This window comes from Streptomyces sp. AHU1 (assembly GCF_045343905.1).
In the GTDB taxonomy this organism is placed as follows: domain Bacteria; phylum Actinomycetota; class Actinomycetes; order Streptomycetales; family Streptomycetaceae; genus Streptomyces; species Streptomyces triticiradicis.
In genome coordinates, this window is the sequence record NZ_CP174283.1 from 5,417,417 (window position 1) to 5,443,871 (window position 26,455).

At 72.9% G+C, this 26,455-nt stretch carries 16 protein-coding genes; 11 read left to right on the forward strand and 5 right to left on the reverse strand.

What is annotated here, in order from left to right; all coding sequences use genetic code 11:
- Positions 1-30: 30 nt before the first annotated feature.
- Positions 31-591, reverse strand: a complete 561-nt coding sequence (locus ACICHK_RS24295; protein WP_406838535.1) for a hypothetical protein — start codon at positions 589-591, stop codon at positions 31-33.
- 151 nt (positions 592-742) lie between these two features.
- Entirely contained in the window at positions 743-1,951 is a 1,209-nt protein-coding gene (locus ACICHK_RS24300; RefSeq protein WP_151469177.1) for a nucleotide sugar dehydrogenase, read from the reverse strand.
- Positions 1,952-2,222: 271 nt separating this feature from the next.
- Here ACICHK_RS24300 and ACICHK_RS24305 point away from each other — a divergent pair, with 271 nt between their 5' ends.
- The 7 genes from ACICHK_RS24305 (at position 2,223) to ACICHK_RS24335 (ending at position 17,672) form a co-directional block, all read left to right on the forward strand.
- Positions 2,223-3,929 (forward strand): glycerol-3-phosphate dehydrogenase/oxidase, encoded by a 1,707-nt coding sequence (locus ACICHK_RS24305; protein WP_406838536.1) that lies wholly within the window; start codon positions 2,223-2,225, stop codon positions 3,927-3,929.
- 1,006 nt (positions 3,930-4,935) lie between these two features.
- On the forward strand, positions 4,936-6,990 hold the full coding sequence (locus ACICHK_RS24310; protein ID WP_406838537.1) for a serine/threonine-protein kinase: 2,055 nt from the start codon (positions 4,936-4,938) through the stop codon (positions 6,988-6,990).
- Between the two features lie 167 nt (positions 6,991-7,157).
- On the forward strand, positions 7,158-10,136 hold the full coding sequence (locus tag ACICHK_RS24315) for a protein kinase (protein WP_406838538.1): 2,979 nt from the start codon (positions 7,158-7,160) through the stop codon (positions 10,134-10,136).
- 187 nt (positions 10,137-10,323) lie between these two features.
- Positions 10,324-11,946: a protein kinase domain-containing protein gene (locus tag ACICHK_RS24320; RefSeq protein WP_406841302.1), complete on the forward strand. Its 1,623-nt coding sequence runs from the start codon at positions 10,324-10,326 to the stop codon at positions 11,944-11,946.
- Positions 11,947-12,054: 108 nt separating this feature from the next.
- Positions 12,055-13,707 (forward strand): protein kinase domain-containing protein, encoded by a 1,653-nt coding sequence (locus tag ACICHK_RS24325; RefSeq protein ID WP_406838539.1) that lies wholly within the window; start codon positions 12,055-12,057, stop codon positions 13,705-13,707.
- Positions 13,708-13,930: 223 nt separating this feature from the next.
- Complete coding sequence (locus ACICHK_RS24330) at positions 13,931-15,784, forward strand: succinic semialdehyde dehydrogenase (protein ID WP_406838540.1); 1,854 nt, start codon at positions 13,931-13,933, stop codon at positions 15,782-15,784.
- 82 nt (positions 15,785-15,866) lie between these two features.
- Positions 15,867-17,672: a GMC oxidoreductase gene (locus tag ACICHK_RS24335; protein ID WP_406838541.1), complete on the forward strand. Its 1,806-nt coding sequence runs from the start codon at positions 15,867-15,869 to the stop codon at positions 17,670-17,672.
- 170 nt (positions 17,673-17,842) lie between these two features.
- On the opposite strand, the gene ACICHK_RS24340 is transcribed toward ACICHK_RS24335, so the two are convergent.
- Positions 17,843-18,715 (reverse strand): LAETG motif-containing sortase-dependent surface protein, encoded by an 873-nt coding sequence (locus ACICHK_RS24340; protein ID WP_406838542.1) that lies wholly within the window; start codon positions 18,713-18,715, stop codon positions 17,843-17,845.
- A gap of 327 nt (positions 18,716-19,042) precedes the next feature.
- On the opposite strand from ACICHK_RS24340, the gene ACICHK_RS24345 reads away from it, so the two are divergent.
- Complete coding sequence (locus tag ACICHK_RS24345) at positions 19,043-20,245, forward strand: hypothetical protein (protein ID WP_406838543.1); 1,203 nt, start codon at positions 19,043-19,045, stop codon at positions 20,243-20,245.
- 486 nt (positions 20,246-20,731) lie between these two features.
- Here the strand turns inward: ACICHK_RS24345 and ACICHK_RS24350 are convergent, their stop codons facing one another.
- Entirely contained in the window at positions 20,732-21,016 is a 285-nt protein-coding gene (locus tag ACICHK_RS24350) for a chorismate mutase (RefSeq protein ID WP_406838544.1), read from the reverse strand.
- Positions 21,017-21,345: 329 nt separating this feature from the next.
- Between ACICHK_RS24350 and guaA the strand changes: the two genes are divergently transcribed.
- Positions 21,346-22,926, forward strand: coding sequence for a glutamine-hydrolyzing GMP synthase (guaA, locus tag ACICHK_RS24355; protein ID WP_151469167.1), 1,581 nt, complete (start codon positions 21,346-21,348; stop codon positions 22,924-22,926).
- A gap of 31 nt (positions 22,927-22,957) precedes the next feature.
- Here guaA and ACICHK_RS24360 read toward each other — a convergent pair whose 3' ends face one another.
- The gene (locus ACICHK_RS24360; protein WP_406838545.1) at positions 22,958-23,428 is read right to left on the reverse strand and encodes a pyridoxamine 5'-phosphate oxidase family protein; all 471 of its coding nucleotides are present in this window, start codon (positions 23,426-23,428) and stop codon (positions 22,958-22,960) included.
- Positions 23,429-23,584: 156 nt separating this feature from the next.
- On the opposite strand from ACICHK_RS24360, the gene ACICHK_RS24365 reads away from it, so the two are divergent.
- Positions 23,585-24,379, forward strand: coding sequence for a class II aldolase/adducin family protein (locus ACICHK_RS24365; RefSeq protein WP_406838546.1), 795 nt, complete (start codon positions 23,585-23,587; stop codon positions 24,377-24,379).
- A 468-nt stretch (positions 24,380-24,847) separates the two neighbouring features.
- Positions 24,848-26,086 carry a hypothetical protein gene (locus tag ACICHK_RS24370; protein ID WP_406838547.1) on the forward strand — a complete coding sequence of 413 codons (1,239 nt, stop codon included), beginning with the start codon at positions 24,848-24,850 and terminating at the stop codon, positions 26,084-26,086.
- Positions 26,087-26,455: the final 369 nt, after the last annotated feature.

The following is a 26,455-nucleotide window of genomic DNA, read 5'->3' on the forward strand; positions in this document are numbered from 1 at the left end:
TTCATGAGCGAGAACGGCCGGACCGGCATCTCAGTGACCGTGCCCGGCCTTGCGGGCGCTCTGGAACGCCACGTAGGCCGCGACCGCGAAGAAGACGAAGGTCAGCGGGTCGGCCTCGTCCTTCCAAGCCGCCTGGACCACGTCGAAGTGGTCGAAGAAGACCGTGCTGAAGCTGACGCCGATCTCCTTGGCGCCGATCATGGCCTCGCCGATGAGCTGGCCGAGGTAGACCGCGGCGACGGAGACGATCACGCTGACGACCGGGAGCGTCTGGCTGCGGCCGCCGACGCGGCCCGCCGCGATGCCGACGAGGAAGCCGACACCGACGGCGGCGTAGCCGATCTCGTGCTTGGTGAGGCCGATGACCAGGCCGTACAGGATCGCGGAGACCACGCCGGCGCCGATGGAGGCGGCGAGGCCGAGCGGGAAGTTGTCGCGCGCCGGGGCGGCCGGGGCGACGGGCGCGACCGGGAAGCCCGGCTGGGGCGCGCCCTGCGGCGGGACGGGCGGCTGGCCTGCGGGTGCGGCGGGCGTGTTCGCGTACGGGTTGGCGTCGACCGGTGGACCGGACGGCGGCGTCGACTGGCTCATGTGGTTCCCCCCAGGGAAGCGGGCGCACCGAGGGGTGCGCGTGGGACGTCGCCGCACACGTGTCGGCGCCCGGGGCAGGGGCGCATAGGTGTGCGAGAGCTGCCGCAGGTTAGCAGGGGGGAACGACAGTGGGTGAGGTGTTTTCTCCGGCTCAGAGCCGGTGGGCCGCCCCCGTCGGGGTCGCTCCCCGGGTGTCCAGGAGGAGTTGGGCCTTCACGGACAGTCCTTGCAGGTCGTAGGTGCGGTGCTGCTGGAGCAGGATCGTCAGGTCGGCCTCGGCCGCGGCCTCGTAGAGGGAGTCCGCGCGCGGCACGGGCCGGCCGAGGACGCTCCAGGCCGGTACGTAGGGGTCGTGATAGCTGACGGAGGCGCCGAGTTCCATGAGCCGTACGGCGATCTCGTGGGCGGGGGAGCCCTGCTGGTCGGCGATGTCCGCCTTGTAGGTGACGCCGAGGAGGAGCACCCGCGCGGCACGGGCGGACTTGCCGTGCTCGTTGAGCAGCGCGGCGGCGCGCTGGATGACGTACCGGGGCATGTGGTCGTTGACCTGCCGGGCCAGTTCGACCATCCGCAGGGGGCGTCCGGTGGGGCCGCCGAGGTCCTGGGCGATCCCGTGCCCGCCGACTCCCGGGCCGGGCCGGAACGCCTGGAACCCGAACGGCTTGGTCTCCGCGCAGCGGATGACGTCCCACAGGTCGACGCCCAGGTCGTGGCAGAGGACGGCCATCTCGTTGACGAGCGCGATGTTGACGTGCCGGAAATTGGTCTCCAGGACCTGCACGGTCTCCGCCTCGCGGGGGCCGCGCGCGCGTACGACCTTGTCGGTGAGCCGTCCGTAGAAGGCGGCGGCCGACTCGGTGCACGCGGGGGTGAGACCGCCGATGACCTTCGGCGTTCCGGCGGGGGTGAAGTCGCGGTTGCCGGGGTCGACCCGGCTGGGCGAGTAGGCGAGATGGAAATCGCGCCCCGCGCGCAGTCCGGAACCGGTTTCGAGCAGCGGGCGCAGGAAACCCTCCGTGGTGCCGGGGTGCACGGGCGATTCCAGGATCACCGTGGTGTGCGGGCGCAGCCGGGAGGCCAGGATGCGGGCCGCCGACTCGACCTGGCCGAGGTCCAGGGCGCCGTCCGCGCCCCGTGGGGTCGGTGCGCAGATGACGGCGGTGCGTACGCGGCCCAGCTCGGCCGGGTTCGTGGCGGGCCGGAAGCCCCCCGAGAGCATCCGGCGCAGCTCCGCGGGGCTGAGGGAGCCGCCCTCGGGGCCTGTTCTGTAGCCGAGGGTGGGGATGCCGGCGGCGACGGCGGCCTGGGCCAGGGGCAGGCCGAGGTGACCGAGTCCGATGACGGCGAGGTCTGCGGGCATGGAGTGGGCCGTCCTTCCCAATAACCGATGCGGGACAGGTGCGCAAGCCCTGTGGACAGGATGGGCGAGAGCAATGTCAGACTAGGAGTAAATATGACCGATTTATGGGATTGGTTGATCAAGATTCCTCGCGCGTCGCCGAGAGTTGTCCACAGGCTCCGGACGGACGGTGGCCGATGAGGGGAGAGACGGTCAGACTTTGGGGCAGGAGGATGCGAACCGGGCGCCGCCGGACAGGAGCGGCCGGAGCGACCTACAGCGGGAGGCAGCGGTGAGGACAGCGACACTGGGGCCGGCCGAGCGTGCCGAGTCACTGGCGGGAATGGCCGAGCGTGAGCTGGACGTGCTGGTCGTGGGCGCGGGTGTGGTCGGCGCGGGCACCGCGCTGGACGCCGTGACGCGAGGTCTGTCCACCGGCCTGGTCGAGGCGCGTGACTGGGCGTCGGGCACGTCGAGCAGATCCAGCAAGCTGATCCACGGCGGCCTGCGCTATCTGGAGATGCTCGACTTCGCGCTCGTCCGCGAGGCGCTGAAGGAGCGCGGCCTGCTCCTGGAACGGCTCGCGCCGCACCTGGTGAAGCCCGTCCCGTTCCTCTATCCCCTCCAGCACAAGGGCTGGGAGCGGCTGTACGCGGGATCCGGCGTCGCGCTGTACGACGCCATGTCGATGGCCCGCGGCCACGGCCGGGGCCTGCCCACCCACCGCCATCTGAGCCGCCGACACGCCCTGCGCGTCGCACCGGCCTTGAAGAAGGACGCGCTGATCGGCGCCCTGCAGTACTACGACGCCCAGATGGACGACGCCCGTTATGTGGCGACCCTGGTGCGCACGGCCGCCTCGTACGGGGCGAAGGTCGCCAACCGCGCGCGGGTCACCGGGTTCCTGCGCGAGGGCGAGCGGGTGGTCGGGGCCAAGGTGCGCGACATCGAGGGCGGCGCCGAGTACGCGGTCCGCGCCCGGCAGATCGTCAACGCCACGGGCGTGTGGACCGACGACACCCAGGCCATGGTCGGGGAGCGGGGCCAGTTCCACGTCCGCGCGTCCAAGGGCATCCACCTGGTCGTGCCGAAGGACCGGATCAACTCCTCGACGGGGCTGATCCTGCGCACCGAGAAGTCCGTGCTGTTCGTGATCCCGTGGGGCCGCCACTGGATCATCGGCACCACGGACACCGACTGGGACCTCGACAAGGCGCACCCGGCGGCGTCCAGCGCGGACATCGACTACCTCCTGGAGCACGTGAACTCGGTGCTCTCCGTGCCGCTCTCCCGCGACGACGTCGAGGGGGTGTACGCGGGGCTGCGTCCGCTGCTGGCCGGGGAGTCGGACGCCACCAGCAAGCTGTCGCGCGAGCACACCGTGGCGCATCCGGTGCCCGGCCTCGTGGTCGTGGCCGGCGGCAAGTACACGACCTACCGGGTGATGGCCAAGGACGCGGTGGACGAGGCGGTGCACGGCCTCGACCAGCGCGTCGCCGAATGCGTCACCGAGGACATCCCGCTGCTGGGCGCCGAGGGGTACCGCGCGCTGTGGAACGCGCGGGCGCGGATCGCGGCGCGCACCGGCATACACGTGGTGCGGGTGGAGCACCTGCTGAACCGGTACGGGGCGCTCGCCGAGGAGCTCCTCGACCTCATCGCGGCGGACCCCTCCCTCGGTGAGCCCCTGCCGGCCGCCGAGGACTACCTCCGCGCCGAGATCGTCTACGCCGCCTCGCACGAGGGCGCCCGCCACCTGGACGACATCCTGACCCGGCGCACCCGCATCTCCATCGAGACCTTCGACCGGGGCACCCGCAGCGCCCGCGAGGCCGCCGAACTGGTGGCACCGGTGCTCGGTTGGGACAAGGGCCAGATCGAGCGCGAGGTCGAGCACTACGAGAAGCGGGTCGAGGCCGAGCGGGAGTCTCAGCGCCAGCCGGACGACCTGACGGCGGACGCCGCCCGGCTGGGGGCACCGGACATCGTGCAGTTCTGACCGCCGCTTCCCGCCCGTATCACCCGAACGGGTGCGGTGAGCCGGGATCCTGGCCCGGGGCCCGGCCGTTCTACGGGGTGCGGGGACGGAATTCGGCGGCGAGCGGGGCGGGTTCGAGCGCCGGGACCTGTTCGGCGGCCACGCCGAGCGATACGCAATGGGTGTTCGAGCAGGCGTGGCGGCCACGGCTGACGGGGGACGGGTGAGTGCGATGCGCGGGACCTGAGGAGGAGCCACGGGGGCGGCGCCCCGGGCCGTCCGGGTGAAGTCACCGAGGCTGCCGGTGTGGTGGGGCGGCGAGCGCGGCGTGACGCGGCGGCCGTCGTCGCCCGCGCCGCGCCAGACCGGGCGGAGGACCGTCGACGGAGCCGGACAGGGGCGGCCGGTGTTCGTCGGCGGAGTTGGACGGGGGTGGCCGGTGTTCGTCGGCGAGTTGCGGGACGACCGTCGCGATGAACGACTCGGGGACACTCCCGGCGCGGAAATGATTGGAATTAGCCATTCCGTTTCCGGTGTTCGCGACATGTGATCCGGACCCGCCGTCGGCGAGCAGGGCGACGGCGGGGAGTGCCGCCGCGGGGCGCGAGGCGGACGGGCGCGGCCTTCGAGGTCCGGGCGGCGGGTGTCCGTGCGGCGACCGGAGCCCGCCCCGGCAGGCCGTCCCGGACCATGGCGAGCGGCGCCAGGGGCACGGATATGGCCGGAAGTATCCGAGGTGTCCGGGCTGTTGGATCGCGGATCCTTCCTTGTCGCGGACCGTCATGAGGCATGTTTCCGTGCCCGGGCCGTGGCTGGATCCGGACCCCGGACCGGGTGCGGCGGACCCGTCGGGCCCTGGTCGCGGGGCGGCGGGCGGGTGCGGGGCGCGGCCGCGGGCGGTCCGCCGACGGGTTCCGGACGTCCTGCTGGCCGAGTTGTTGCGGTTCCAGGGGCCCCCAGGGCGCTGGGCACTTGTCGGGTGAGGGACAATGGAGGCTCTGTCAGGGCGGGTTGCATGAGGGGACGCATGTCGGAGGCGGAGCGGGCGGGAGAATCCCGTCAGGACAAGAGCGAACGTCTCCTCGCCGGGCGGTACCGGCTGGGGGATGTTCTCGGCCGCGGCGGCATGGGCACGGTGTGGCGCGCCGAGGACGAGACCCTGGGCCGTACGGTCGCCGTGAAGGAGCTGCGGTTCCCGTCGGCCATCGACGAGGAGGAGAAGCGCCGGCTGATCACGCGCACGCTGCGGGAGGCCAAGGCCATCGCGCGGATCCGCAACAACGGCGCCGTGACGGTTTTCGACGTGGTCGACGAGGACAACCGCCCGTGGATCGTGATGGAGCTCATCGAGGGCAAGTCCCTCGCCGAGGCCATCCGCGAGGACGGGGTGCTCACGCCCAGGCGCGCCGCCGAGGTGGGCCTGGCCATCCTCGACGTGCTGCAGGCGGCGCACCGCGAGGGCATCCTGCACCGTGACGTGAAGCCGTCGAACGTGCTGATCTCCGGCGACGACGGCCGGGTCGTGCTGACCGACTTCGGCATCGCCCAGGTGGAGGGCGACCCGTCCATCACCTCGACCGGCATGCTCGTCGGCGCGCCCTCCTACATCTCCCCGGAGCGGGCGCGCGGCCACAAGCCCGGCCCCGCCGCCGACCTGTGGTCGCTGGGCGGTCTGCTGTACGCGTCGGTGGAAGGCGTGCCGCCGTACGACAAGGGCTCCGCGATCGCGACGCTCACCGCGGTGATGACCGAGCCGGTCGAACAGCCCAAGAACGCGGGCCCGCTGGAGAACGTGATCTACGGCCTGCTCGCCAAGGACCCCGAGCAGCGGCTCGACGACGCGGGCGCGCGGGCGATGCTCACCGAGGTGCTGCGCAAGACGGAGCCCGAGGGGAACGCGCCGGAGCCGCCGGACGCGACGAAGGTCGTGGCCATGCCGCCGCTGCCGAAGGACGAGGAGCCCTCGGAGCGGCTGCGCGGAGCCCTGCGTTCGGTGCGCAAGGCCGCGACCGCGGCCGGGGCCGCCACGGCGGCGGCCACCTCGGCGGCCCGCGCCAAGACGGCCGGTGGCCCGGATTCCTCCCGGGCGGAAGGGGCCGCCAGGACGGCCTCCCCGCAGACGGGTCCGAAGTCCGCCGCGGACGCGGGCCAGGGCGGCGCCTCCGCGCCGGCCACCACCGCGAACGCGTCCGTCCCGGGACAGCCGGGCGGCTCCGACGGCAAGCGCGGCGGCTCGGGTTCCGGGTGGCCGACGGCCCCCGAGCGCCCGGCACGCCCGGCGCCGAAGGCCTCGCTGACGGATGTCGTGCCGCTGCGGACGCTGGTGATCATCGTGGTCGTCGTGGCGCTGGCCGTGGTCGGCACCGTGCTGGCCATCACCATCGGTGGCGGGGACGACGACGGCGCCAAGGGCGGCAGCGGCGGCACCAAGGCGACCGCTTCCACCGGAGCGACCTCCGGCAGCGGGAAGAGCGGCGGCGACGACAAGGGCGGCAAGAGCGGGAGCGACTCCGCCCACACCGACAGCGACGGCAAGTCGGGCTCCGACTCCGGTTCGGACGACTCCGCGAACACCTCGTCGGACCCGGACACGGACGCGAGCGCGTCCGACGGTTCGAGCGGTGACGGCAAGGAGTCGGGCTCGGGTTCCACGGCCGTGAAGACGTACAAGAGCAGTCAGGGCTTCACGATCGGGCTGCCGAAGGGGTGGAAGTACCAGTCCCAGGACGCCGCGGGAGCCCGGTTCACCGGCCCCGACGAGCAGAAGCTCCTCGTCGGCTGGACGTCGACGCCCAAGGACGACCCGGTCGCGGACTGGGAGAACCAGGAGCGCTACATGGTGCGCTCCCAGTACAAGAAGATCCACATAGAGAGCGTGAGCTACCGCGGCTGGAACACCGCGGACTGGGAGTTCACCTATGTGGACGGCGGCACGAAGTTCCACTCGATCGACCGGGGTTTCGTGGTGAACGCGCATCAGGGCTACGCGCTGATGTACACCGCCAAGGACTCCGCGTGGGACAGCGCGCTGCGCAAGAGCACGTGGGCCACGCTGACGGGGACGTTCCAGCCGAAGTCGTGACGTACCGCTCGGCGAGGTGACGTTCCGCGACGGACGATGCCCGAGATCTCGCATCCCCGCTCTGCGGGTTGCCTCGGGCACGTATCGTGAGTGGTTGCGGACCGAACGAAGCCACAACGGAACGCACGGCGAACGGAATTGACCAACCGGTCGGCTGGGGGAGCATCGTGGACGACTACGCGGGACGGGTACTCGCCGACCGCTACCGCCTGCCCCTGCCGCCGTCCGACGAGTACGAACTCGCCGAGAGCCGGGCCTTCGACACCTACAGCGGGCAGGAAGTCCTGGTGCGCCAGGTGCCGTTGCCCGAGGTGGTCGAGGCCGAGGTGCTCGACGCGGACGGGCTGCCCGACGGGTTCGTGGCCCGGGACGGCGGGGTGCGACGGGCGTCGGCCCGCACCGGCCGGCGGACCGCCGAACCGGCGGTGCTGCGCGCGATCGACGCGGCGCAGGCGGCCGCGCGGATTCCCGACCACCCCCGGCTCGACCAGGTCTTCGACGTGTTCGCCGAGGGCGGGTCGCTGTGGATCGTCAGCGAGTTGGTGCCCGCGAGACCGCTGGCCGCCCTGCTCGCGGAGAAACCGCTCACCCCCTACCGCGCCGCGGAGGTCGCCGCCGACGTCCTGACCGCGCTGCGGGTCCTGCACGCGCACGGCTGGGTGCACCGGAACATCACCGCGCGCACGGTGCTCGTCTGCGACGACGGCCGTGTCCTGCTCACCGGACTGGCGGCCGGGGCCGCCGAAGAGGCGCTGTGCGGGTACGACCCGGTGCCGGCGCCGGAGGACGACCACACGACCGGTCACGGCTTCGGCCCCCGTGCCGGACAGCCCGGTGGCGGCGGTCCGGCCGGGGCGGGCGCTCCACCGGGCGCCGCCGGAGGCGGGCAGGGCGCCGTGGGCGGCCGGGCTCCCGTCGGCGGCGCGCGCGGTGTCGCCGTGGCGGCCACGAGCGGAGCCGACGCGGAAGCGGCCCGGCGGGCGGCGATCGAGGCCCGCGCGGGGCAGGGAACGCCGGTTCCCGGGACACCGGTCCCCGGGGCACCCGTGGCGGGCAGGGGGCCGCGCGCGCTCGAAGCGGGCGGTCCGGCGGGTCCGGGCCGCCCGACGGGAGCGTCCGGGCCGGACGGCGGACCGGGGACGGGCGGGCGCGCGGAGGACGCCGGGGACGAGATCCGCGCCGCGCGCGCCGGAGCCATCGCCGCCTACCGCGCCGGAGCGCGTGCCGCCGCCCGTGTGCAGGGGGAGCGCCGGGGAGACCCGCTCGCCCTTCCGTCGCCCCGGTCCTCCGCCTCCGGCGAGCAGACCGGCCAGGACGGTCGGCACGCCGACTCCCCGCACGCTCCGGGGCCCCAGGCCTCCACCCCGTCGTCCCGCCTCCCGGGCCAGGACAGCCGGTACGGCGCTTCGTCGCACGCTCCGGGGTACCAGGCCCCCGCCCCGCCGGACCTGCCCGGTCAGGAAGGGCGGCCGCAGTCGCACGGCACACCGCCGGGGCAGATAGCCGACCCGTACGGAGTCGGCGGAACCAGCAGGTACGGAGTCCAGCCGCGCCCCGCCGGAACTTTCGGCGGGGATCAGGGCCAGACGCGTCCGACCCTCCCCTCGGCACCGGGCGGGGTGTCGGCGGGCGGTGACACGGCGTACGGCCGTTCCGCGCTCACGCCCGGGCAGGCCCCCTACGGCACCGGACAGGGCCGCCGTCCCGGCGTCCCGGCCCCCGGCGGCACCCACGTCCCCGTACCGCCCGGCGGATTCACCGACGCCGGGCACATCCGGGCGTCCGGCACCCCGCAGGGACTCGCCCCCGCCCCGCCCCCCTCCGGCCGCCCGGGCGGCGGCTGGGGTGAGCCGGCCGCCGGGGCACCGCCGCGCCGGGGCCCGGCCACCGCGCTCGCGGCCGAGCGGGCCCGGCAGGCGCGGATGGCCGTGGTCGGACCGGTCACCGAGCGCTGGGCGCCGGAGCAGGCCGGACCGGTGCACGAGAACTGGCAGCTGGCGGCCCCGATCGGTCCGGCGACCGACCTGTGGGCGCTCGGCGCGCTGCTCTTCCGCGCCGTGCAGGGACACGCCCCGTACCCGGAGGAGAACACCGCCGAGCTGGTCCAGCTGGTGTGCGCGGAGCCGCCCGCCTTCGCCGAGGAGTGCGGACCGCTGCGGCCCGTCGTCGAGTCGCTGCTGCGCCAGGACCCCACCGAGCGGCTCGACTTCGAGGAACTGCGCGGCTGGCTGCGGTCCCTGGTGCGGTCCGCGCCGGAGCCCGAGGCCGGGACGCACGTCGTGCCGGTGCCGCCCGCCGACCCGAGCCGGCTGCCGATCGTGCGGCGCCGGGGCGAACTCGTCCGCAGGCGTCGCGCCGGGCTGCCCGCCACCAGCCCGCACGCCCGCCACAAGCGGGCCAGACGGGAGAGCGCCCCGCCCCGCAGGCTGGGCCGGAACCTGGTCCTGCTGGTCCTGCTCCTGCTGGCCGCGGCGGTCGCGTACGCGGTCGTCTTCATGCCCAAGGCGGACCGGAGCGGCACCGACGAGGGACGGACCGGCAACGCCGGACAGGCCGGCCCCGTCACGCGGTCCGGCGGCGACCCGACGGAGAGCAGCGCGCCCACCTCCGACCGGACGTCGCCCGATCCCGGCAGGAGTCCCTCGGCGGGGGCCGGTTCGACCTCCTCGCACGCCACCGCCGATTCCGGCGTCGCCCAGGGGTTCACCCTGCGCAAGGACCCGGAGGGATTCCAGGTCGCGGTGGCGAGCGGCTGGACCCGCTCGCCCAGGAACGGCAGCGGCCAGGTCGTCTACTCCCAGGGCGACTTCAAGCTCATCGTCGTGCCCGGCCGGGACGGCACCGCCACGTTCGGCGGCGACCCGATGACCTACCAGCGCGAGAGCGAGAAGGAGTTGCAGCCCTTCCGGGACTCGACCTGGGCCACCTCCAGCGGGATGCGGCGGATCGACGTGGGCGGCAGGGCGATGGCCGAGGGCCAGTTCACCTGGCAGGACTCCGCGGGACACTCGCTCTACGTGCGCAACCTCGCGATCCTGATCGCCGGGCACTACCACGTGGTGCAGGTGCGCGGCCCGGACGCCGAGCGCGACGAGGTGACGCGGCTGTACGAGCAGGCGTCGTCGACGTACCAAGTCACCCGCTGAGCAACCGTCTTGTCGTCACGCGCCGTGTTCGGGCAGGTGGGAGCTGCTGAACACCGAACGGTTCCCTCCCGTACAAGGAAGCGACAACCGTCACAGTGCGGTCTCCGTACGACCCCGCTTGTTCCCTGGGTGGGCACCGCTCTTTAGTCTGACCCTGTCAAGACCATTGCGGGGAAACGTGAATCAGATGCAGGGCCTGCTCCTCGCGGGCCGCTACCGGCTTGTCGAATCCATCGGCAGCGGTGGCATGGGCCGGGTTTGGCGCGCCCATGATGAGGTGCTGCACCGCGCCGTCGCGGTCAAGGAGCTGACCGCCGCGCTGTACGTCGCCGAGAGTGAGCAGAGCGTCCTGCTGGCCCGCACCCGTGCCGAGGCCCGCGCCGCCGCGCGCATCAACCACTCCGCCGTCGTCACCGTGCACGACGTCCTCGAACACGACGGCCGCCCCTGGATCGTGATGGAGCTGGTCGAGGGCGAGTCGCTGGCCGACGCGGTGAAGGAGCGCGGCCGCATCGAGCCGCGCGAGGCCGCGCGCATCGGCCTGTGGGTGCTGCGGGCCCTGCGCGCCGCGCACGCGGCGGGCGTGCTGCACCGCGACATCAAGCCGGGCAACGTCCTGCTCGGCAGCGACGGCCGGGTGCTGCTCACCGACTTCGGCATCGCCCAGATCGACGGCGACACCACCATCACCCGCACCGGAGAGGTCGTCGGCTCGGTCGACTACCTCGCCCCGGAGCGGGTGCGCGGCCACGACCCGGGCCCGGCGTCCGACCTGTGGGCGCTCGGCGCCACGCTGTACACGGCGGTGGAGGGCAGGTCGCCGTTCCGCCGCACCTCGCCCATCGGCACCATGCAGGCCGTCGTCGAGGAGGAGCCCGCCGAACCGGTCAACGCGGGTGAGCTGGGGCCCGTCCTCGCCGCGCTGCTGCGCAAGGATCCGGCCGAGCGGCCCGGTGCGGAACAGGCCGAGCAGATGCTCGCCGAGGTGGCGGAGGGACGGCCGTCGAGCGCGCCCCGGTCGTACCCGCCGACGGTACGGACGGCGTACGACACCATGGAGCCGGGAACCGGCACCGGTACCCGCGCGCAGACGGCCGCCACCACGCCGTACCGGCCGATGACGATCGAGCCCGTCCCCGCGCCCGCGCCGCGGAAACGGCACCGGCTGCGTACGTTCGCCCTGGTCGTCACCCTCGCGGCGGCCATCGGCGGGGGCGTCGCGGTCGTGCTGCAGCAGTTCGGCACGGGCGGCGGCCCCGACGGCTCCCCCTCCGCGTCCTCGACGCGGAGCGGCGGCGCCGAGCCGAGTGACGAGCCGAGCGGCAAGGGGGCGGTTCCCGCCGGTTGGGAGCGGCACGACGACCCGGTGGGCTTCAGCATCTACCTGCCCAAGGGGTGGAAGCGGTCCGTCTCCATCGACAAGGACGGCCTCCGGCAGGTCGACTACTCGCCCGACAAGGGCAAGCACCTCGTACGGGTTGCCGTCGACACCGATCCGGACTTCAGCTCCTCGTACAAGCACATGAGTGACCTGGACGAGAACCTCGCGGGGCGGTTGCGGGACTACCGGCAACTGCTCCTCAAGGAGGAGCTCTTCCGGGACCAGCCGGGTGCCCGCTGGGAGTACACCTGGGACGCCCTGGCCAAGGACCCGCCGCACTACTTCCCCGGGCCCTACCACGCGATCGACGTCGGGTACATGAAGAGTGACGGCACCGAGTACGCCGTCTACGAGTCCTCGCCGGCTGATGAATGGACCACCACCAAGGAGCAGTTCGACCGGATCCTGCGGAGCTTCCAGGAGGGCTGATCCGGGTTCCGGCCGCCCGGAGCGTGCCGCCGGCCGTTCCGGGGCGGCCGCGTGCTTGGCCGGTCGCCGTCACGGAGGGCGTGCGTCCGGTGCGGCATGATGGGACGCATGGGGACCGAGGGGGAGAACGCCCGCGTGATCGCGGACCGTTACCGGCTGGAGGCCAGGATCGGCCGGGGCGGCATGGGCGTCGTCTGGCGCGCCACCGACCAACTCCTCGGCCGCAGGGTCGCGGTGAAGGAACTGGCCCTCGACGACTCGCTCTCGGCCGAGGAGTCCCGGCTCCAGCGCGACCGCACCCTGCGCGAGGCGCGAGCCGTCGCGCAGCTGCACCACCCGCACATCATCGTCGTCCACGACGTCGTCGAGGACGACGAACGGCCCTACATCGTCATGGAGTTGATCGACGGCGGCTCGCTGGCCGAACGGATCTCCGAGAACGGGCCGGTCGACGCGCGCGAGGCCGCCCGCATCGGCATCGACCTGCTCGGCGCGCTGCGCCGCGCGCACGAGGCGGGCGTCCTGCACCGCGACCTCAAGCCCGCCAACGTCCTCGTCGAGGCGGGCACCGACCGCATCGTGCTCACCGACTTCGGGATCGCCCAGGTCGCGGGCGCGACGACGCTCACCGAGACCGGCTCGTTCGTCGGCTCGCCCGAGTACACCGCGCCCGAACGGATGGCCGGGGCGCGGACCGGCCCCGAATCCGACCTCTGGTCGCTCGGCGCGCTGCTGTGCACGGTGCTGAGCGGGGCGTCGCCCTTCCGGCGCGACTCGCTCGGCGGCATCCTGCACGCGGTCGTCGTCGACGAGATCCGCCCGCCGGCCCAGGCCGCGCCGCTCCTGCCCGTCGTACGGGGGCTGCTGGAGCGCGATCCGGAGCGGCGGCTCGACGCGGCGGAGGCGGAGCGGATGCTGCGCGCCTTCCGGGACACCGGCCGCACCCCGCGGCTGCTGGTCCCGTACACGCCGACGCGGCGGGACATCCCCCATGTGTCCCTGCGCAGACCCGCGCCCGAGCCGTCGCCGGGCTCCGCCGCCGTGGCCGACTCCCCGCCCCGGCAGTCCACGCGCAGCCTCCTCGTGGCCGCCGCGCTGGTCGCCGCGATGGCCGGTGCGGGAGTGTCCGCGGCCGCGCTGCTGATGGGCGGCGGCGGGGACGGCAGGCCCGCCCCGTCGAGCGCGCCGGGCACGCCCCGCACCCCGAGCGCCTCCACCTCCTCCACCGCCTCCCCGGCGTCCGGTCCGCGGTCGACCCCGCCCACCGAGGCCGGACCCACCGCCGCGGTGACCGGCCACCGGACGCCGTCCGCCCGTACCGCGCCCTCGGGCTACCGCATCGCCTCCGACGCGAACGGCTTCTCGCTCGCCGTGCCCGACGGCTTCACCCGCGACCCGCAGGGGGAGCGGGTCTTCTACATGTCGTCGGGGGACACCTTCCGCATCGGCATCAAGGTGGCCGATCCCGCGCAGGGCGGTCCGCTGGGCGTGATGCGGCGCGCGGACGCCTCCGGGCCGGCCAGCAACCCCGGCTACCGCGACGGCACGGTCGCCCGGACGGTGCACGACGGACACACCGCCGCCCTCTGGGAGTTCACCTGGAACGGCTTCAGCAAGGCGGAGGGACCCCGGCACACCTACGACCTGTGCTGGGAGGAGGGCGGCCGGATGTACGACGTCTGGGTCTCCGCGCCGGTGGGCCGGGTGACGGAGGCGAAGGAGTACTTCGACGTCGCGGTGGACACGTTCGCGGTCCCGTGACGGAGGGGCCCCGCGCCCGGGAGACGACGGAGACCCGCGGCACGGGCCCTCGTGCCGGGTGACCCGAGCGATACCGGAGAAACGATCCACCGGTGATCGTCGGGCGGACAACGCCCTGATCAGCGCATTTGCTGCCAGTGATCACTGGCAGGGTGTGAGCACTCCGTGAAAGGCCATTACCGACGGGTACCCAAAGGGGGCGAGGGGGCATACCCTGCGGCTCATGACGGACTCGCAGGCCGCGGAGCAGGCCACGGAAAGCACCGGCGCCGACGAGGCGGCCGGTACCGACACGGCGGTCGGCGTGGCCGCCGCGACCGACGCGGACCTGACGTCCGCCACCGCCGCGGACACCGCACCCGCCGCAGCGGGTGTCGACGGGACGCCCGCCACCGCCGACGGGACGCCCGCCGCCGCGGATCCGGCCGGCACCGCGGGTCCGGCCGACGCGGACGAGCCCGCCGCCGAAGCGGCCGCCGCCCCCGTCGCCCTCGGCACCAACCCCCTTGTTCCCGCCCCGGCCGGCGCCCGTACCGCCGCCGACGTGGTCACCCCCGAGCTCGTCGCGCAGCTCACCAGGGGAGTGGCCGGGTCCGGGCGGACCGTCAACCACACGCCGTTCACCGGCGAGAAGCTCGCCGACGTGCCCGAGTCCACCCCGGAGGACGTCGAGAAGGCCTTCGAGCGGGCCCGCGCCGCCCAGGGCGCCTGGGCGGCCACCCCGGTCCGGCGCCGCGCCGCGGTCCTGCTGCGCTTCCACGACCTCGTGCTCGCCCGGCAGGCCGAGGTCCTGGACCTCGTCCAGCTGGAGACCGGCAAGACCCGGCTGCACGCCCACGAGGAGGTCCAGGCCGTCCTGGTCGCCGCGCGGCACTACGGACTCAAGGCCCCCTCCTACCTGCGCCCCAAGCGCCACGCGGGGGCGATGCCCACCCTGACCAAGGTCACCGAACTGCGCCACCCGCGCGGTGTCGTCGGGCAGATCGCGCCCTGGAACTATCCGCTGGAGCTGTCGGTCGGCGACGCGCTGCCGGCCTTCGTCGCGGGCAACGCGGTCGTCATGAAGCCCGACACCGAGACCTGTCTGACCGCCCTGTGGGCGCGTGACCTGCTGATCGAGGCCGGACTGCCCGCCGAGGTCTTCCAGGTCGTCATCGGCGACGGCCCGGTCGTCGGACCCGAGGTCGTCCGGCACGCCGACTACGTCTCCTTCACGGGGTCGACCCGGACCGGCCGTGAGGTCGCCCAGGGCGCGGCCGCCCGCCTGGTCGGCGTCTCCCTCGAACTCGGCGGCAAGAACGCCATGGTGGTCCTGGAGGACGCCGACATCGAGAAGGCGGCCGCCGGTGCCGTCCGCGCCTGCTTCTCCTCCGCCGGGCAGCTCTGCATCTCCATCGAGCGGCTGTACGTCCACGAGTCGATAGCCGACGCCTTCACGGAGCGGTTCGCCGCCAAGACCAGGGCCCTGCGGCTCGGCACCTCCCTCGCGTACGGGGCGGACATGGGCTCGCTGGTCGGGGAGCGGCAGCTGGAGACCGTGACGCGGCACGTCGAGGAAGCCGTCGCCAAGGGGGCCAGGGTCGTCGCCGGCGGTGTCGCCCGGCCCGACATCGGCCCGTACTTCTACGAGCCCACCATCCTCGACGGAGTGGAGGCCCCGATGGCGGTCTGCGCCGAGGAGACGTTCGGGCCCGTCGTGTCCGTCTACCGCTTCACGACCGAGGACGAGGTCGTCGAGCGCGCCAACGCCACCGCGTACGGCCTCAACTCCTCCGTCTGGACGAAGGACGGGCGGCGCGGCCGCGCGCTCGCGGCGCGGCTGCGGACCGGCACGGTCAACGTGAACGAGGGGTACGCGCCCGCGTACGGCAGCGTCCAGTCGCCGATGGGCGGCATGAAGGACTCCGGCCTCGGCCGCCGGCACGGCTCCGAGGGCATCCTCAAGTACACCGAGGCGCAGACCGTCGCCCACCAGAGGCTGCTGCCGATGGCGCCGTCCCTCGGCATGGACGACGAGAAGTACGCGGCGTTCATGAGCCGGAGCCTGAAGGTCATGAAGGCGCTCCGGCTGCGGTAGCCCGCCGTTCCCGAACGGATCCCCCCAACGGTTCTCAACGGTTCTCAGCGGTTCTGAACGGTCTCGACGAGGAGAGCGGCACGTGTCACAGGAGAGCTCTGTCCAGGAACAGCCGGACGAGGAGACGTACGACTACGACGTCGTGGTCGTCGGCTCCGGCTTCGGCGGCTCCGTCACCGCCCTGCGGCTGACGGAGAAGGGGTACCGCGTGGGTGTCCTCGAAGCCGGCCGGCGCTTCACCCGCGACACGCTCCCCAAGAACTCCTGGGACATCAAGAACTACCTCTGGGCCCCGCGGCTCGGCATGTACGGCATCCAGCGCATCCATCTGCTGGGCAACGTGATGGTGCTCGCGGGGGCGGGCGTGGGCGGCGGTTCGCTCAACTACGCCAACACCCTCTACGTGCCGCCGAAGCCGTTCTTCGAGGACCCGCAGTGGAAGGACATCACCGACTGGGAGGAGGAGCTGAAGCCGTACTACGACCAGGCCAAGCGCATGCTGGGCGTGCGGCTCAACCCGACCATGACCCCGTCGGACACGCACCTCAAGGCCGCCGCGGAACGGATGGGCGTCGGCGACACCTTCCACATGGCGCCCGTCGGCGTCTTCTTCGGCGACGGGCGGGACGCGGACGGCTCGTCCGGGGCGAAGCCCGGCGAGGAGGTCGCCGACCCCTACTTCGGGGGCGCCGGACCCTCGCGCAAGGCCTGCACCGAGTGCGGCGAGTGCATGACCGGCTGCCGCCACGGCGCCAAGAACACCCTCAACGAGAACTACCTCCACCTGGCCGAGAAGGCGGGCGCGGTCGTCCACCCCATGACGACCGTCGTGTCCGTCACCGACGACTCGCGCGGCGGCTACGCCGTCCAGACCCTCCCGACGGACGACCGGCGCAAGGGCGAGGGACGGACGTTCACCGCGTGCCGGGTCGTCCTCGCGGCCGGCACCTACGGCACGCAGACGCTGCTGCACCGCATGAAGGCCGGCGGTCAGCTGCCGTACCTGTCGAAGCGTCTGGGCGAGCTGACCCGCACCAACTCCGAGGCGCTGGTGGGCGCGCAGACCGACGACCGCCGCTACCGCAAGGCGCACGGCAAAAAGGCCGACTTCACCCGCGGGGTGGCCATCACGTCCTCGATCCACCCGGACGAGGACACCCACATCGAACCCGTCCGCTACGGCAAGGGCTCCAACGCGATGGGCGGCATGTCCATCCTCCAGGTCCCCTACGCGGAGGGCTCGTCGAGGGTGGCGGGGTGGCTCGCCAACGCGGCCCGGCACCCGCTGCTCGTGCTCCGGTCGCTCTCCAACCGCCGCTGGTCCGAACGCACCATCATCGGGCTGGTGATGCAGTCGCTCGACAACTCCCTGACGACCTATCTCAAGCCCAAGGGCGCGGGCAAGGGGCTGTTGACGGCACGCCAGGGACACGGAGCGCCCAACCCCAAGCAGATCGAGGCCGCCTCACGGGCCGCCTCCGCCCTCGCCGAGGAGATCAACGGCTTCCCGGGCAGCAACGTCGGCGAGCTGATGGGCACCCCGCTCACCGCGCACTTCCTCGGCGGCTGTCCGATCGGTGCCGGCGCCGAGGAGGGCGTCATCGACCCCTACCACCGGCTCTACGGCCACCCGGGCATCTCCGTCGTCGACGGCGCCGCCGTCTCCGCGAACCTCGGCGTCAACCCGTCGCTCACCATCACCGCGCAGGCCGAACGGGCCATGTCGTTCTGGCCCAACAAGGGCGAGGCCGATCCGCGTCCGGCGCCCGGAGCCTCGTACGAGCGTCTGAAGGCGGTGGAGCCGCACAGCCCCGCCGTCCCCGCGGACGCCTTCGGCGCGCTGCGGCTGCCGTTCCTGGGCATGCCGGCGGTACCGCCGAAGCCGTAGCCCGGGACCCGCTTTGTACGGCGAGGTCCCGTACGGCGAAGTCCCGTGCAAGGAAGTCCCGTACGGCGAAGTCCGGTACGACGAAAAGAAGGACCCGCGCCCCCCTCCGAGCGCAGGTCCTTCTCTTCGTACGGGGCCGACGTCCGCGTCAGCCGTGCGGTGCCGCGGTGTTACGCGTTCGCGCCGGACTTGCGGCGACGGACGACGACCAGCGCGCCGGCACCGGCGACGACGGCGATACCGCCGGCGAGGCCGATCATCGGCAGGGCGGAGCTGGAGCCCGTCTCGGCGAGGCTGCCGTCGACCTGCGGGGTGTTGCTCTTGTCGGCGGGCTTGTCCGAGACCGGGACCTTGCCGCCTTCCTGCGGCTTGGTGCCGTCGGTGTCCGTGCCGGCCTTGACGATCTGGAACTTGTAGGCGACCTCGCCGTAGCCGAAGCACTCCGCGTCGGCGTCGCCGTAGATGCTGGCGCCGAGGGAGAAGCCGGCGCCGACCGGGGCGTTGGAGTGCACGTTGATGCGCAGCTGGATGTCGACCTCGTAGCCGGGCTTGAGCTCGTCGGTGTAGCCGACGAAGCCGACCGCGGCCCCGTCCTCGTCGACGTTCTCCCAGACCTTGTCGGCCTCGTTGTACGCCTGGAGCTGGACCTTCTTGCTCTCGAAGAGGTTCTCGCCGGCCTCGTCGGAGGACGCGCCCGCGAAGTAGCCGAGGTCGCTCAGGGTGGAGTCGGAGTTGTTCGCGACGTTCAAGGAGAAGGTGTGCCAGCCGCTGCCCGCCGCGATCTTGCCCGGCAGGCCCGTGATGGAGATGTCGACCTTGGAGTCCGAGCACTCGGAGGGCTCGGGGTCGGGGGACTCCGACGCCGACGCGGACGCGGAGGTGCTCGGCGCGGGCGCCGACTCCGAGGCGGAGCCGCTCGGGGCCGGGGCGGACGCGGAGGCGGAGGCGGAGGTGCTCGGCGCGGGCGCCGACTCCGAGCCGCTCGGCTCGGGGGACGTCTCGGTCGGGCTCGGAGAGGCCGACTCGGTTGCGGACTCGGACACGCTCGCACTCGGGGACGGGCTTTCTTCCGCGAACGCGGCCGGCGCGACCGACAGCAACGCGAGCGGGGCTATGACAGCCGTCGCGGCCGCAGTGGCCATGGCACGGCGAAGCTTCATGAAGACCTCGGATATCCAGTGCGCCGTGAACTCGCGGCGCGATTATGGCTTTTGTGTGCGGCCCCCGTGCGTGAACGCGGTTGTGGCCGTTGGTTCTGCAGGGGAGACCCGCGAAGCCTGGGAATGGTTGTCCCGTACTTCACATAATTCTTATGTGTGCTGGGTCACATGCGGGTGCGGCTTGCGTGCGTACGTTCGAGACGCTTAGAAATGGTCCTCGTGTCTGATCAGCAGCCTGAGGAAACCAACGAGCCGACGGTTCCTGACGATGTGTGGGAACGCTTCGCGCGCGACAGCGAACGCGACATCCGCGCCTCGGCGCCGAAGGAGCCCTCCGCCCGGGCCCGCATGGTGACCGAGCGGCTGCGCCTCCAGGACGAGCGGGAGGCCGAGCAGGCCGCCCGCCGGGGCTTCCGGAAGAAGGAGGCGCGGTCGGCCGCGGGGCCCGAAGGCTGGCGGACGAATCCCGCCCGGAGTGCGGCGGAAGGCCGCGCCGCCCGGCGCCGCAAGCTGTGGGCGTTCCTCGGGGTCCCGCTCGCCGTCGTCGTGGCCGTCGTCGCGATGAAGCCGTCCCTGCTGCCCGGCGGCCTCTTCGACCGTTCGGGCGGGTCCGCGTCGGCCGGCCCCGAACTGCCCGCCGAGACCGCCGCCCCGACCACGCCGCCCTCCGCCCAGGCCTCCCGGAAACCCACCAGGGAGCGGCCGTTCGCCGGATCGCCCGCCGAACGCTGGGCCGACGGCGCCGACGCGATCGTCGTCCCGAAGGCCACCCGGGTCGGTGTCCTGACGGAGGACCAGGTGGCCACCGCGCTGCGGGGGACCAAGGACCTGCTCGTCGGGGCCAACCTCGACCCGGCGACCCTGCGCGGCGAGCGCCCCGCGGCGGCCATCGCCGTCCTCGATCCCAAGCAGCCCCACATGATCGAAAGCGTCGACCGCAAGCTGCGCGCGCCGGACGAGAAGCACGACCCGCTCACCCTGTTCAGCCGCTTCGACCCGCGCGAGGTGCGCCTGGTCGGGAACGTGGTCAAGACGCGCGGCCGGATCACGTTCGCGGCCGGCAAGGACGGGTCCGTCGCCATCCACGCCGACTACACCTTCGTCTACCCGGTCTCCTCGGCGAAGGGGAACGCGGACGAGGTGACGCGCACCATCGTGCGCCGTGTCCTCGACGTCGACTTCCTGAACCCGAGGAAATTCCGGGTCACGCCGGGCAAGGTGACGGTCCGTCGCTACGATCAGGAGATCGGCAACTCCGCCTGCTACGTCCACGACGGTTTCCTGCACCCGCTGTTCGACTCGACCGCACCCACCAGCGCGTCGCCGACCGGCCCGGCCGTCGACCCGTACGACCGCAGCCGTGACCTTCGGGACTCGCCCACAGGGGACTGCGGCGCGCTGTCCCGCACCTGACCGCGTCCGTACCCCGGCGTCCGCGTCCCGGGCACGGTGAAGGGCCCCGCGGGACGCGTGTCCGCGGGGCCCTTCACCGTGCCGGCACCGGCGTCAGGGCGGCGCCGATGCCTCGGAGCGGCGTCGGGGGAAGCACCGCCGGTCGACGGGAGCGGCCGCCGGCTCGTACGCGGCGGCGGCTGAGGGCGCGACCGCGACGACGGCCTGAACGAGTTCCGTCGGACGGCCCCGGGCGTCCCCGGGGCCGACCGTTCTCTTGCAGCGACCGGGCTGCTGTCCCCTGCCGTCCGGTCGCACGGCCTGGAGCGAGGTCCCACGACGCACGGCACGATCCGTGCGTCTCATCGCTCCAGTGAAGCCACGCGTGGTTCTTTCGGGCCCGCCCCTGGCTGACACGGACACCAGAAGAAACGAAGTCCGCGGCCCCCGGGATACGCGCCGTACGGGTGAGGGGGAATGCGTACGTGCGTACGCCGGGTGCGGTCCTCAGACGCGGCCGCGGCACAGTTCGAGCAGCGTCATCGCCAGCGCGGTGCCCGGCTTGCCGAGCGCGTCCCGGTAGTGGCCGAGGACCTCCATCTCCCGGGAGAGGTTCACCCGGCGGCCGCCGGAGGTGATCCGGGCCTCCTGGATCACGGCCGAGACGGCCATGCGTTCCTGCACGAGACCGATGATCCGGTCGTCGAGGGCGTCGATGCGCTCACGGGCGCCGGTGATCACGTCGGCGGCCTCGTCGGTGCGGGCGCCGGTCTTGTCGAGTACGTCGGCCATGGTGGGGCTCCTCTGCGGAAGGGGTGCCCCGGGGCGGCAGGGCCCGGAAACGGCAGGCGCCCCGGGCCTTGTCGGCCCGGGGCGCCTGGGAAGTCGCTTGTCAGTTGCTCAAGCAGCACGACCATGGCAGCCGGTGGGCCGGTTGCCATAGGTAAACAGGAAGGTCGTCTGCGTGAGCATGACGGCAGTATGCACGCCCGCGGCGGCGCCGGCCAAGCCGGTTCGGATCGTGAGACCGGGGGTCCGGAACCCCGCGGGGGCCGGGCCCGCCGCGGCCCCCGGTAGAATCGGCCGTACACACCCTTTTGCTCACCGCCGGAAGGCAGACCGTGCCAGAAGCGTCCCCCGCCGCCCCCGACACCGTCCTGGTCGTCGACTTCGGTGCGCAGTACGCCCAGCTCATCGCCCGTCGCGTCCGTGAGGCCCGGGTCTACAGCGAGATCGTGCCGAGCACCATGCCGGTCCAGGAGATGCTCGCCAAGAACCCCGCCGCGATCATCCTCTCCGGCGGCCCCTCGTCGGTCTACGCGGAGGGCGCCCCGCGCCTGGACCGCGAGATCTTCGAGGCGGGCGTCCCCGTCTTCGGCATGTGCTACGGCTTCCAGCTGATGGCCACGACCCTCGGCGGCACGGTCGACAACACCGGCGCCCGCGAGTACGGCCGCACCCCGCTGCACGTCTCGAAGTCCGGCTCCACCCTGTTCGAGGGCACCCCGGACGAGCAGCCCGTGTGGATGTCGCACGGCGACGCCTGCTCCGCCGCCCCCGAGGGCTTCACCGTCACGGCCTCCACGGACGTCGTCCCGGTCGCCGCCTTCGAGAACGACGAGAAGAAGCTCTACGGCGTCCAGTACCACCCCGAGGTCATGCACTCCACGCACGGCCAGCAGGTCCTGGAGCACTTCCTGTACCGCGGCGCGGGTCTCACCCCGTCCTGGACCACCGGCAACGTCATCGACGAGCAGGTCGCCCTGATCCGCGAGCAGGTCGGCACCAAGCGCGCGATCTGCGGTCTGTCCGGCGGAGTGGACTCGGCGGTCGCCGCGGCCCTCGTGCAGAAGGCCATCGGCTCCCAGCTCACCTGTGTGTACGTCGACCACGGTCTGATGCGCCAGGGCGAGACCGAGCAGGTCGAGAAGGACTTCGTCGCCGCGACCGGCGTGCAGCTGAAGGTCGTGGACGCGGAGGAGCGCTTCCTCACCGCGCTCAAGGGCGTCTCGGACCCCGAGGAGAAGCGGAAGATCATCGGGCGCGAGTTCATCCGCGTCTTCGAGCAGGCCCAGGCGGAGATCATCGCCGAGGCCGCCGAGGGCGAGGACGTCGCGTTCCTGGTCCAGGGCACCCTGTACCCGGACGTCGTCGAGTCCGGCGGCGGCACCGGCACCGCCAACATCAAGTCCCACCACAACGTGGGCGGCCTCCCCGAGGACCTGGAGTTCCAGCTCGTCGAACCGCTGCGCAAGCTGTTCAAGGACGAGGTCCGGATGGTCGGCCAGGAGCTCGGCCTGCCGGAGGAGATCGTCCAGCGCCAGCCGTTCCCCGGCCCCGGCCTCGGCATCCGCATCGTCGGCGAGGTGACCAAGGAGCGTCTGGACCTGCTCCGCTCCGCCGACGCCATCGCCCGCGAGGAGCTGACCGCCGCCGGTCTCGACCGTGAGATCTGGCAGTGCCCGGTGGTCCTGCTCGCGGACGTGCGCAGCGTCGGCGTCCAGGGCGACGGCCGCACCTACGGCCACCCGATCGTGCTCCGTCCGGTGTCCAGCGAGGACGCCATGACGGCCGACTGGTCGCGGCTGCCGTACGAGACGCTGGCGAAGATCTCGACCCGCATCACGAACGAGGTCGCCGACGTCAACCGCGTCGTGCTCGACGTGACGAGCAAGCCCCCGGGCACCATCGAGTGGGAGTAGTCCTCCCGCGGGCGGGAGCGGTGCTCCCGCCTCAGGTCCGCTTGAGCGTGCGCACCGGCGCGCCGGGCTTCCAGACCTGGACGACCAGATACGTGTCGTCCTCCACGTAGGTCCGTGTGACCTCCGTCAGTTCGGTGCGGAAGAGGTGGAACGGCTCCGGCGGTTCCACCTCTTTCACGTACGCGGCCTTGGCGGGGATGCCGTCGCCCACCTCGACGGCCCGCCCGCTGATCCGCACGTCCCCGCCGCCCATGTCCGTACCGGCACCCGGGTTCGCCTGGAGCGCGAAGCGCGGGTCGCGGCGCAGGTCGAGCGCCTTGAGCGAGTCCGGCATCATGCCGAGCCACAGCTCGCCGTCCAGGAAGCGCACCTCGATGCCGGAGGTGCGGGGCGAGCCGTCCTTGCGGAGGGTCGCGAGGACGTGGTGGGTGAAGGCGCCGAAGCGCTGTTCGACGGTGCCGGCGAGGTCCGGTTCGGCCGTGGAGAGGGCTGCCCAGTTCATGGCCCCGAGTCTGGCGCCCATACCCGACATCTCCTGTCGGGTATTGCCCGTGTCCCTCGTCCGTCCTGATTTTTTCTCCCCCCGAACACCCCTGTTCTCCTGCACTGACCCCGGGTAACTTCCGCTCGTACCGAACACGCCAGTGCTGGAGGACATATGCACGGGCCCACTCCGCCTCCGCCCCGCCCCACCGACCGGCTGCGCTTCGCCATGCCGCCGATGCACGAGTCGCTGGACGACGAACGGCGACACCGCAAGGAGCGACTGGCCGGCGCGCTGCGGCTGTTCGGACGGCTCGGCTTCGAGGACGGCGTCTCCGGGCACATCACGGCGCGCGACCCGGAGTACAGCGACTGCTTCTGGGTCAATCCCTTCGGCATGCCGTTCAAGCACGTCACCGTGAGCGATCTGGTCATGGCCAACCAGGACGGCCAGGTGATCGAGGGCCGCTACCACGTGAACCAGGCGGCGTTCACCGTGCACTCCCAGGTCCACGCGGCCCGCCCCGACGTCGTCGCCGTCGCCCACTGCCACTCCGTGCACGGCCGCGCCCTCGCCGCCCTGGGTGATCTGCTCGATCCGATCACCCAGGAGAGCTGTGCGTTCTACGAGGATCACGCACTGTACGACGCGTACACCGGAGTCTCCGTCGACGCCGAGGAGGGGCGCAGGATCGCGTCCGCGCTGGGCAGCCGCAAGGCGCTGGTGCTGCGCAACCACGGGCTGCTGACCGTCGGGAACTCGGTGGACGCGGCGGCCTGGTGGTTCCTGTCCATGGAGCGGTCCAGCCAGGTCCAGCTCACCGCGAAGGCCGCGGGCCGGCCCGTCCTCATCGATCACAAGCAGGCGGTCGCCACGCGCGAACAGCTCGGCGGCGACCTGGTGGCGTGGATCAACTACCAGCCGCTGTGGCAGGACGTCAGCCGCAGCGAACCGGATCTCCTGGGCTAGGGACTGTCCGGCGGGGGCCAGGGCCCCTCGGGTGGGGCAGGGCCTGCCGGGTGTGTCGGGTGGGGGGCAGGCTCTGCCCGGCGAGGGTCAGGGCTTGTCGGGTGGGGTCAGAGCTTGTCCGGCGGAGGTCAAGGTTTGTCCGGGTTCTCGCGGTCGGGGCGAGGCGATGTTCGATCCGCCCGTGCCGGACCGACCTGGGGCGTGAGCACGGCGCTCCGTACGGCACAATTCGCTGTCGTCACAGGAGGACCGTCGCGTGGGGGCGCGGCGGCCGGATGTTCGTGACATTCCACCTTTACGGAGTTTTTCTGGCGCGGGAAGGCGGCAGTGGGCGTGGCTGTGCAGGGGGCGGGACATGGTGCGGGGCACCGTGCCGGGCCGGGGGCCGGGGTCGGCGCCGGACGGAGCGGTGTTCCGGGCGGCGGGCCGGGCGGAGGCGTCGGCGGAAGGGCCGGCGGGGAGCCGGGCGTGCACGAGGGCGGCTGCACGTGCGGGGACTGCCCGCACGGGGCGCGTGCGGGGCACCGGCGGGCCGTCGCCGCGTTCCTCGCCAAACGTGACGCGCTGGCGTCCGGGCAGGGGCTGCCCGCCGGCGTCGCGCACTCCGCCTCCGCGTCCCGGCAGTGGGTGTCCGACGAACTCACCCAGGCCGCGGACGTCGTCGCCGAACGGGGCCGCCTGGAGGGCGAGGCGTGGCTTGGCCGGCTGTGGCGGTACACCGCGTATACCGTCTGGGCCGGCGTCGTCGTCCTCCTGCTCGTGCAGGCGCTCACCGCCATCGGGGCCGGCTGGACGGCGGCGCGGACGGCGGGGCTGCTCGCCGCGGTCGTGTCGGCCGGACTCCTGAGCGGGGCGGCCTGGCTGCACCGGGCGCGGGGCGGGGCCCTCGCGCCGGTCATCGGTGAGGACAACCGGCTCTCCACCTCCCGCGCGGTGGCGGCCGGCTGGGTGCTGCTCACGGTGTACGCGGTGCTCGTGCTGGTGGGGCAGCTGGCGGCGGTCTCGACGCCCGGCCGCCGGGACGAACTCGTCGCCGGGCTCGAACTCGCCGGGGCCGCCGGGGTCGTGACCGTCGTCGCCGTGGTCTGCGGGGTCGCGGTGCTGGTGCGGCGGGTGGTCGGACTGAGGGTGCTGGGACAGCGGCTGCAGAAGGTCCGCGCACACCGGCCGCGCGCCGCCGACCTGCTGACCGACGACGCCGGGCGGGGGAGCTTCGCCGACATCCAGTACGTCGTGATCAGCGGGGTCGCCCTGGTCTTCGCGCTGGTGCGGCTGGCCCGGAAGCCGTCGCAGTTGCCCGATCTTCCGTGGGGACTGGCCCTGCTGGTGCTGGTGTCGGCCGCGACCTATCTCGCCGGGAAGTACGCCGAGGGCGGGCGGCCGGTGATCCTCTCCGTGGTCCGGTCCCGCGAGGCGGGCGATCTGGACGCGCCCATCCGGACCGGGGACGACATCGAGATCCGGGGGGCCGGGTTCGTGCCGCCCGGGGCGGGGACCGCGGACCGGCTGTCGCGGATGGTCGTCCGGATAGGAGCGGTGCACGTGCACGTGCCGCTGGTGCCGGTGTCCGGGGGGTTCGGCAATCCCACGGACGCGGTGCTGACGGTGCCCGTGCCGGTGGATGTGGAGCCGGGGCGGGTGGAGGTGCAGGTGATCACGGCGGCGGGTGTCGAGACGAACCGGTACGAGATCGAGGTCACGGACTGAGGTCGCTCGCCTCTGGCGGTTCGCGGGTGCGGTGCGCCGACCGTCGCGGGTGCGGTGCTGGTGCCGGTGCCGTCGCGGGTTCGGCCGGTGGGTGGGTCGGGGCCGTGCCGGTGCATCAGCCCGTCGCCGTTGGGCGGAGATGTGGCCGTCGGTGGCGACGGGCATCGATGTACCGGCACGGCCCCTTCCGCCGTATCCCGGCTGCGGGTGCAGTTTTCAGCCCCGGCCGGGGAAAGTTCAGCCCCTCCGGCGTTTGAGGAGCGGGGGTCTGGGGCGGAGCCCCCGGGTGCGGGTCGGGTAGGGGCGGAGGGGGCGAAGGAAGTTTGTGCCGGAGGCAGGGAAAGGGTTCCGGGGGGTGAGTAGGGGAAC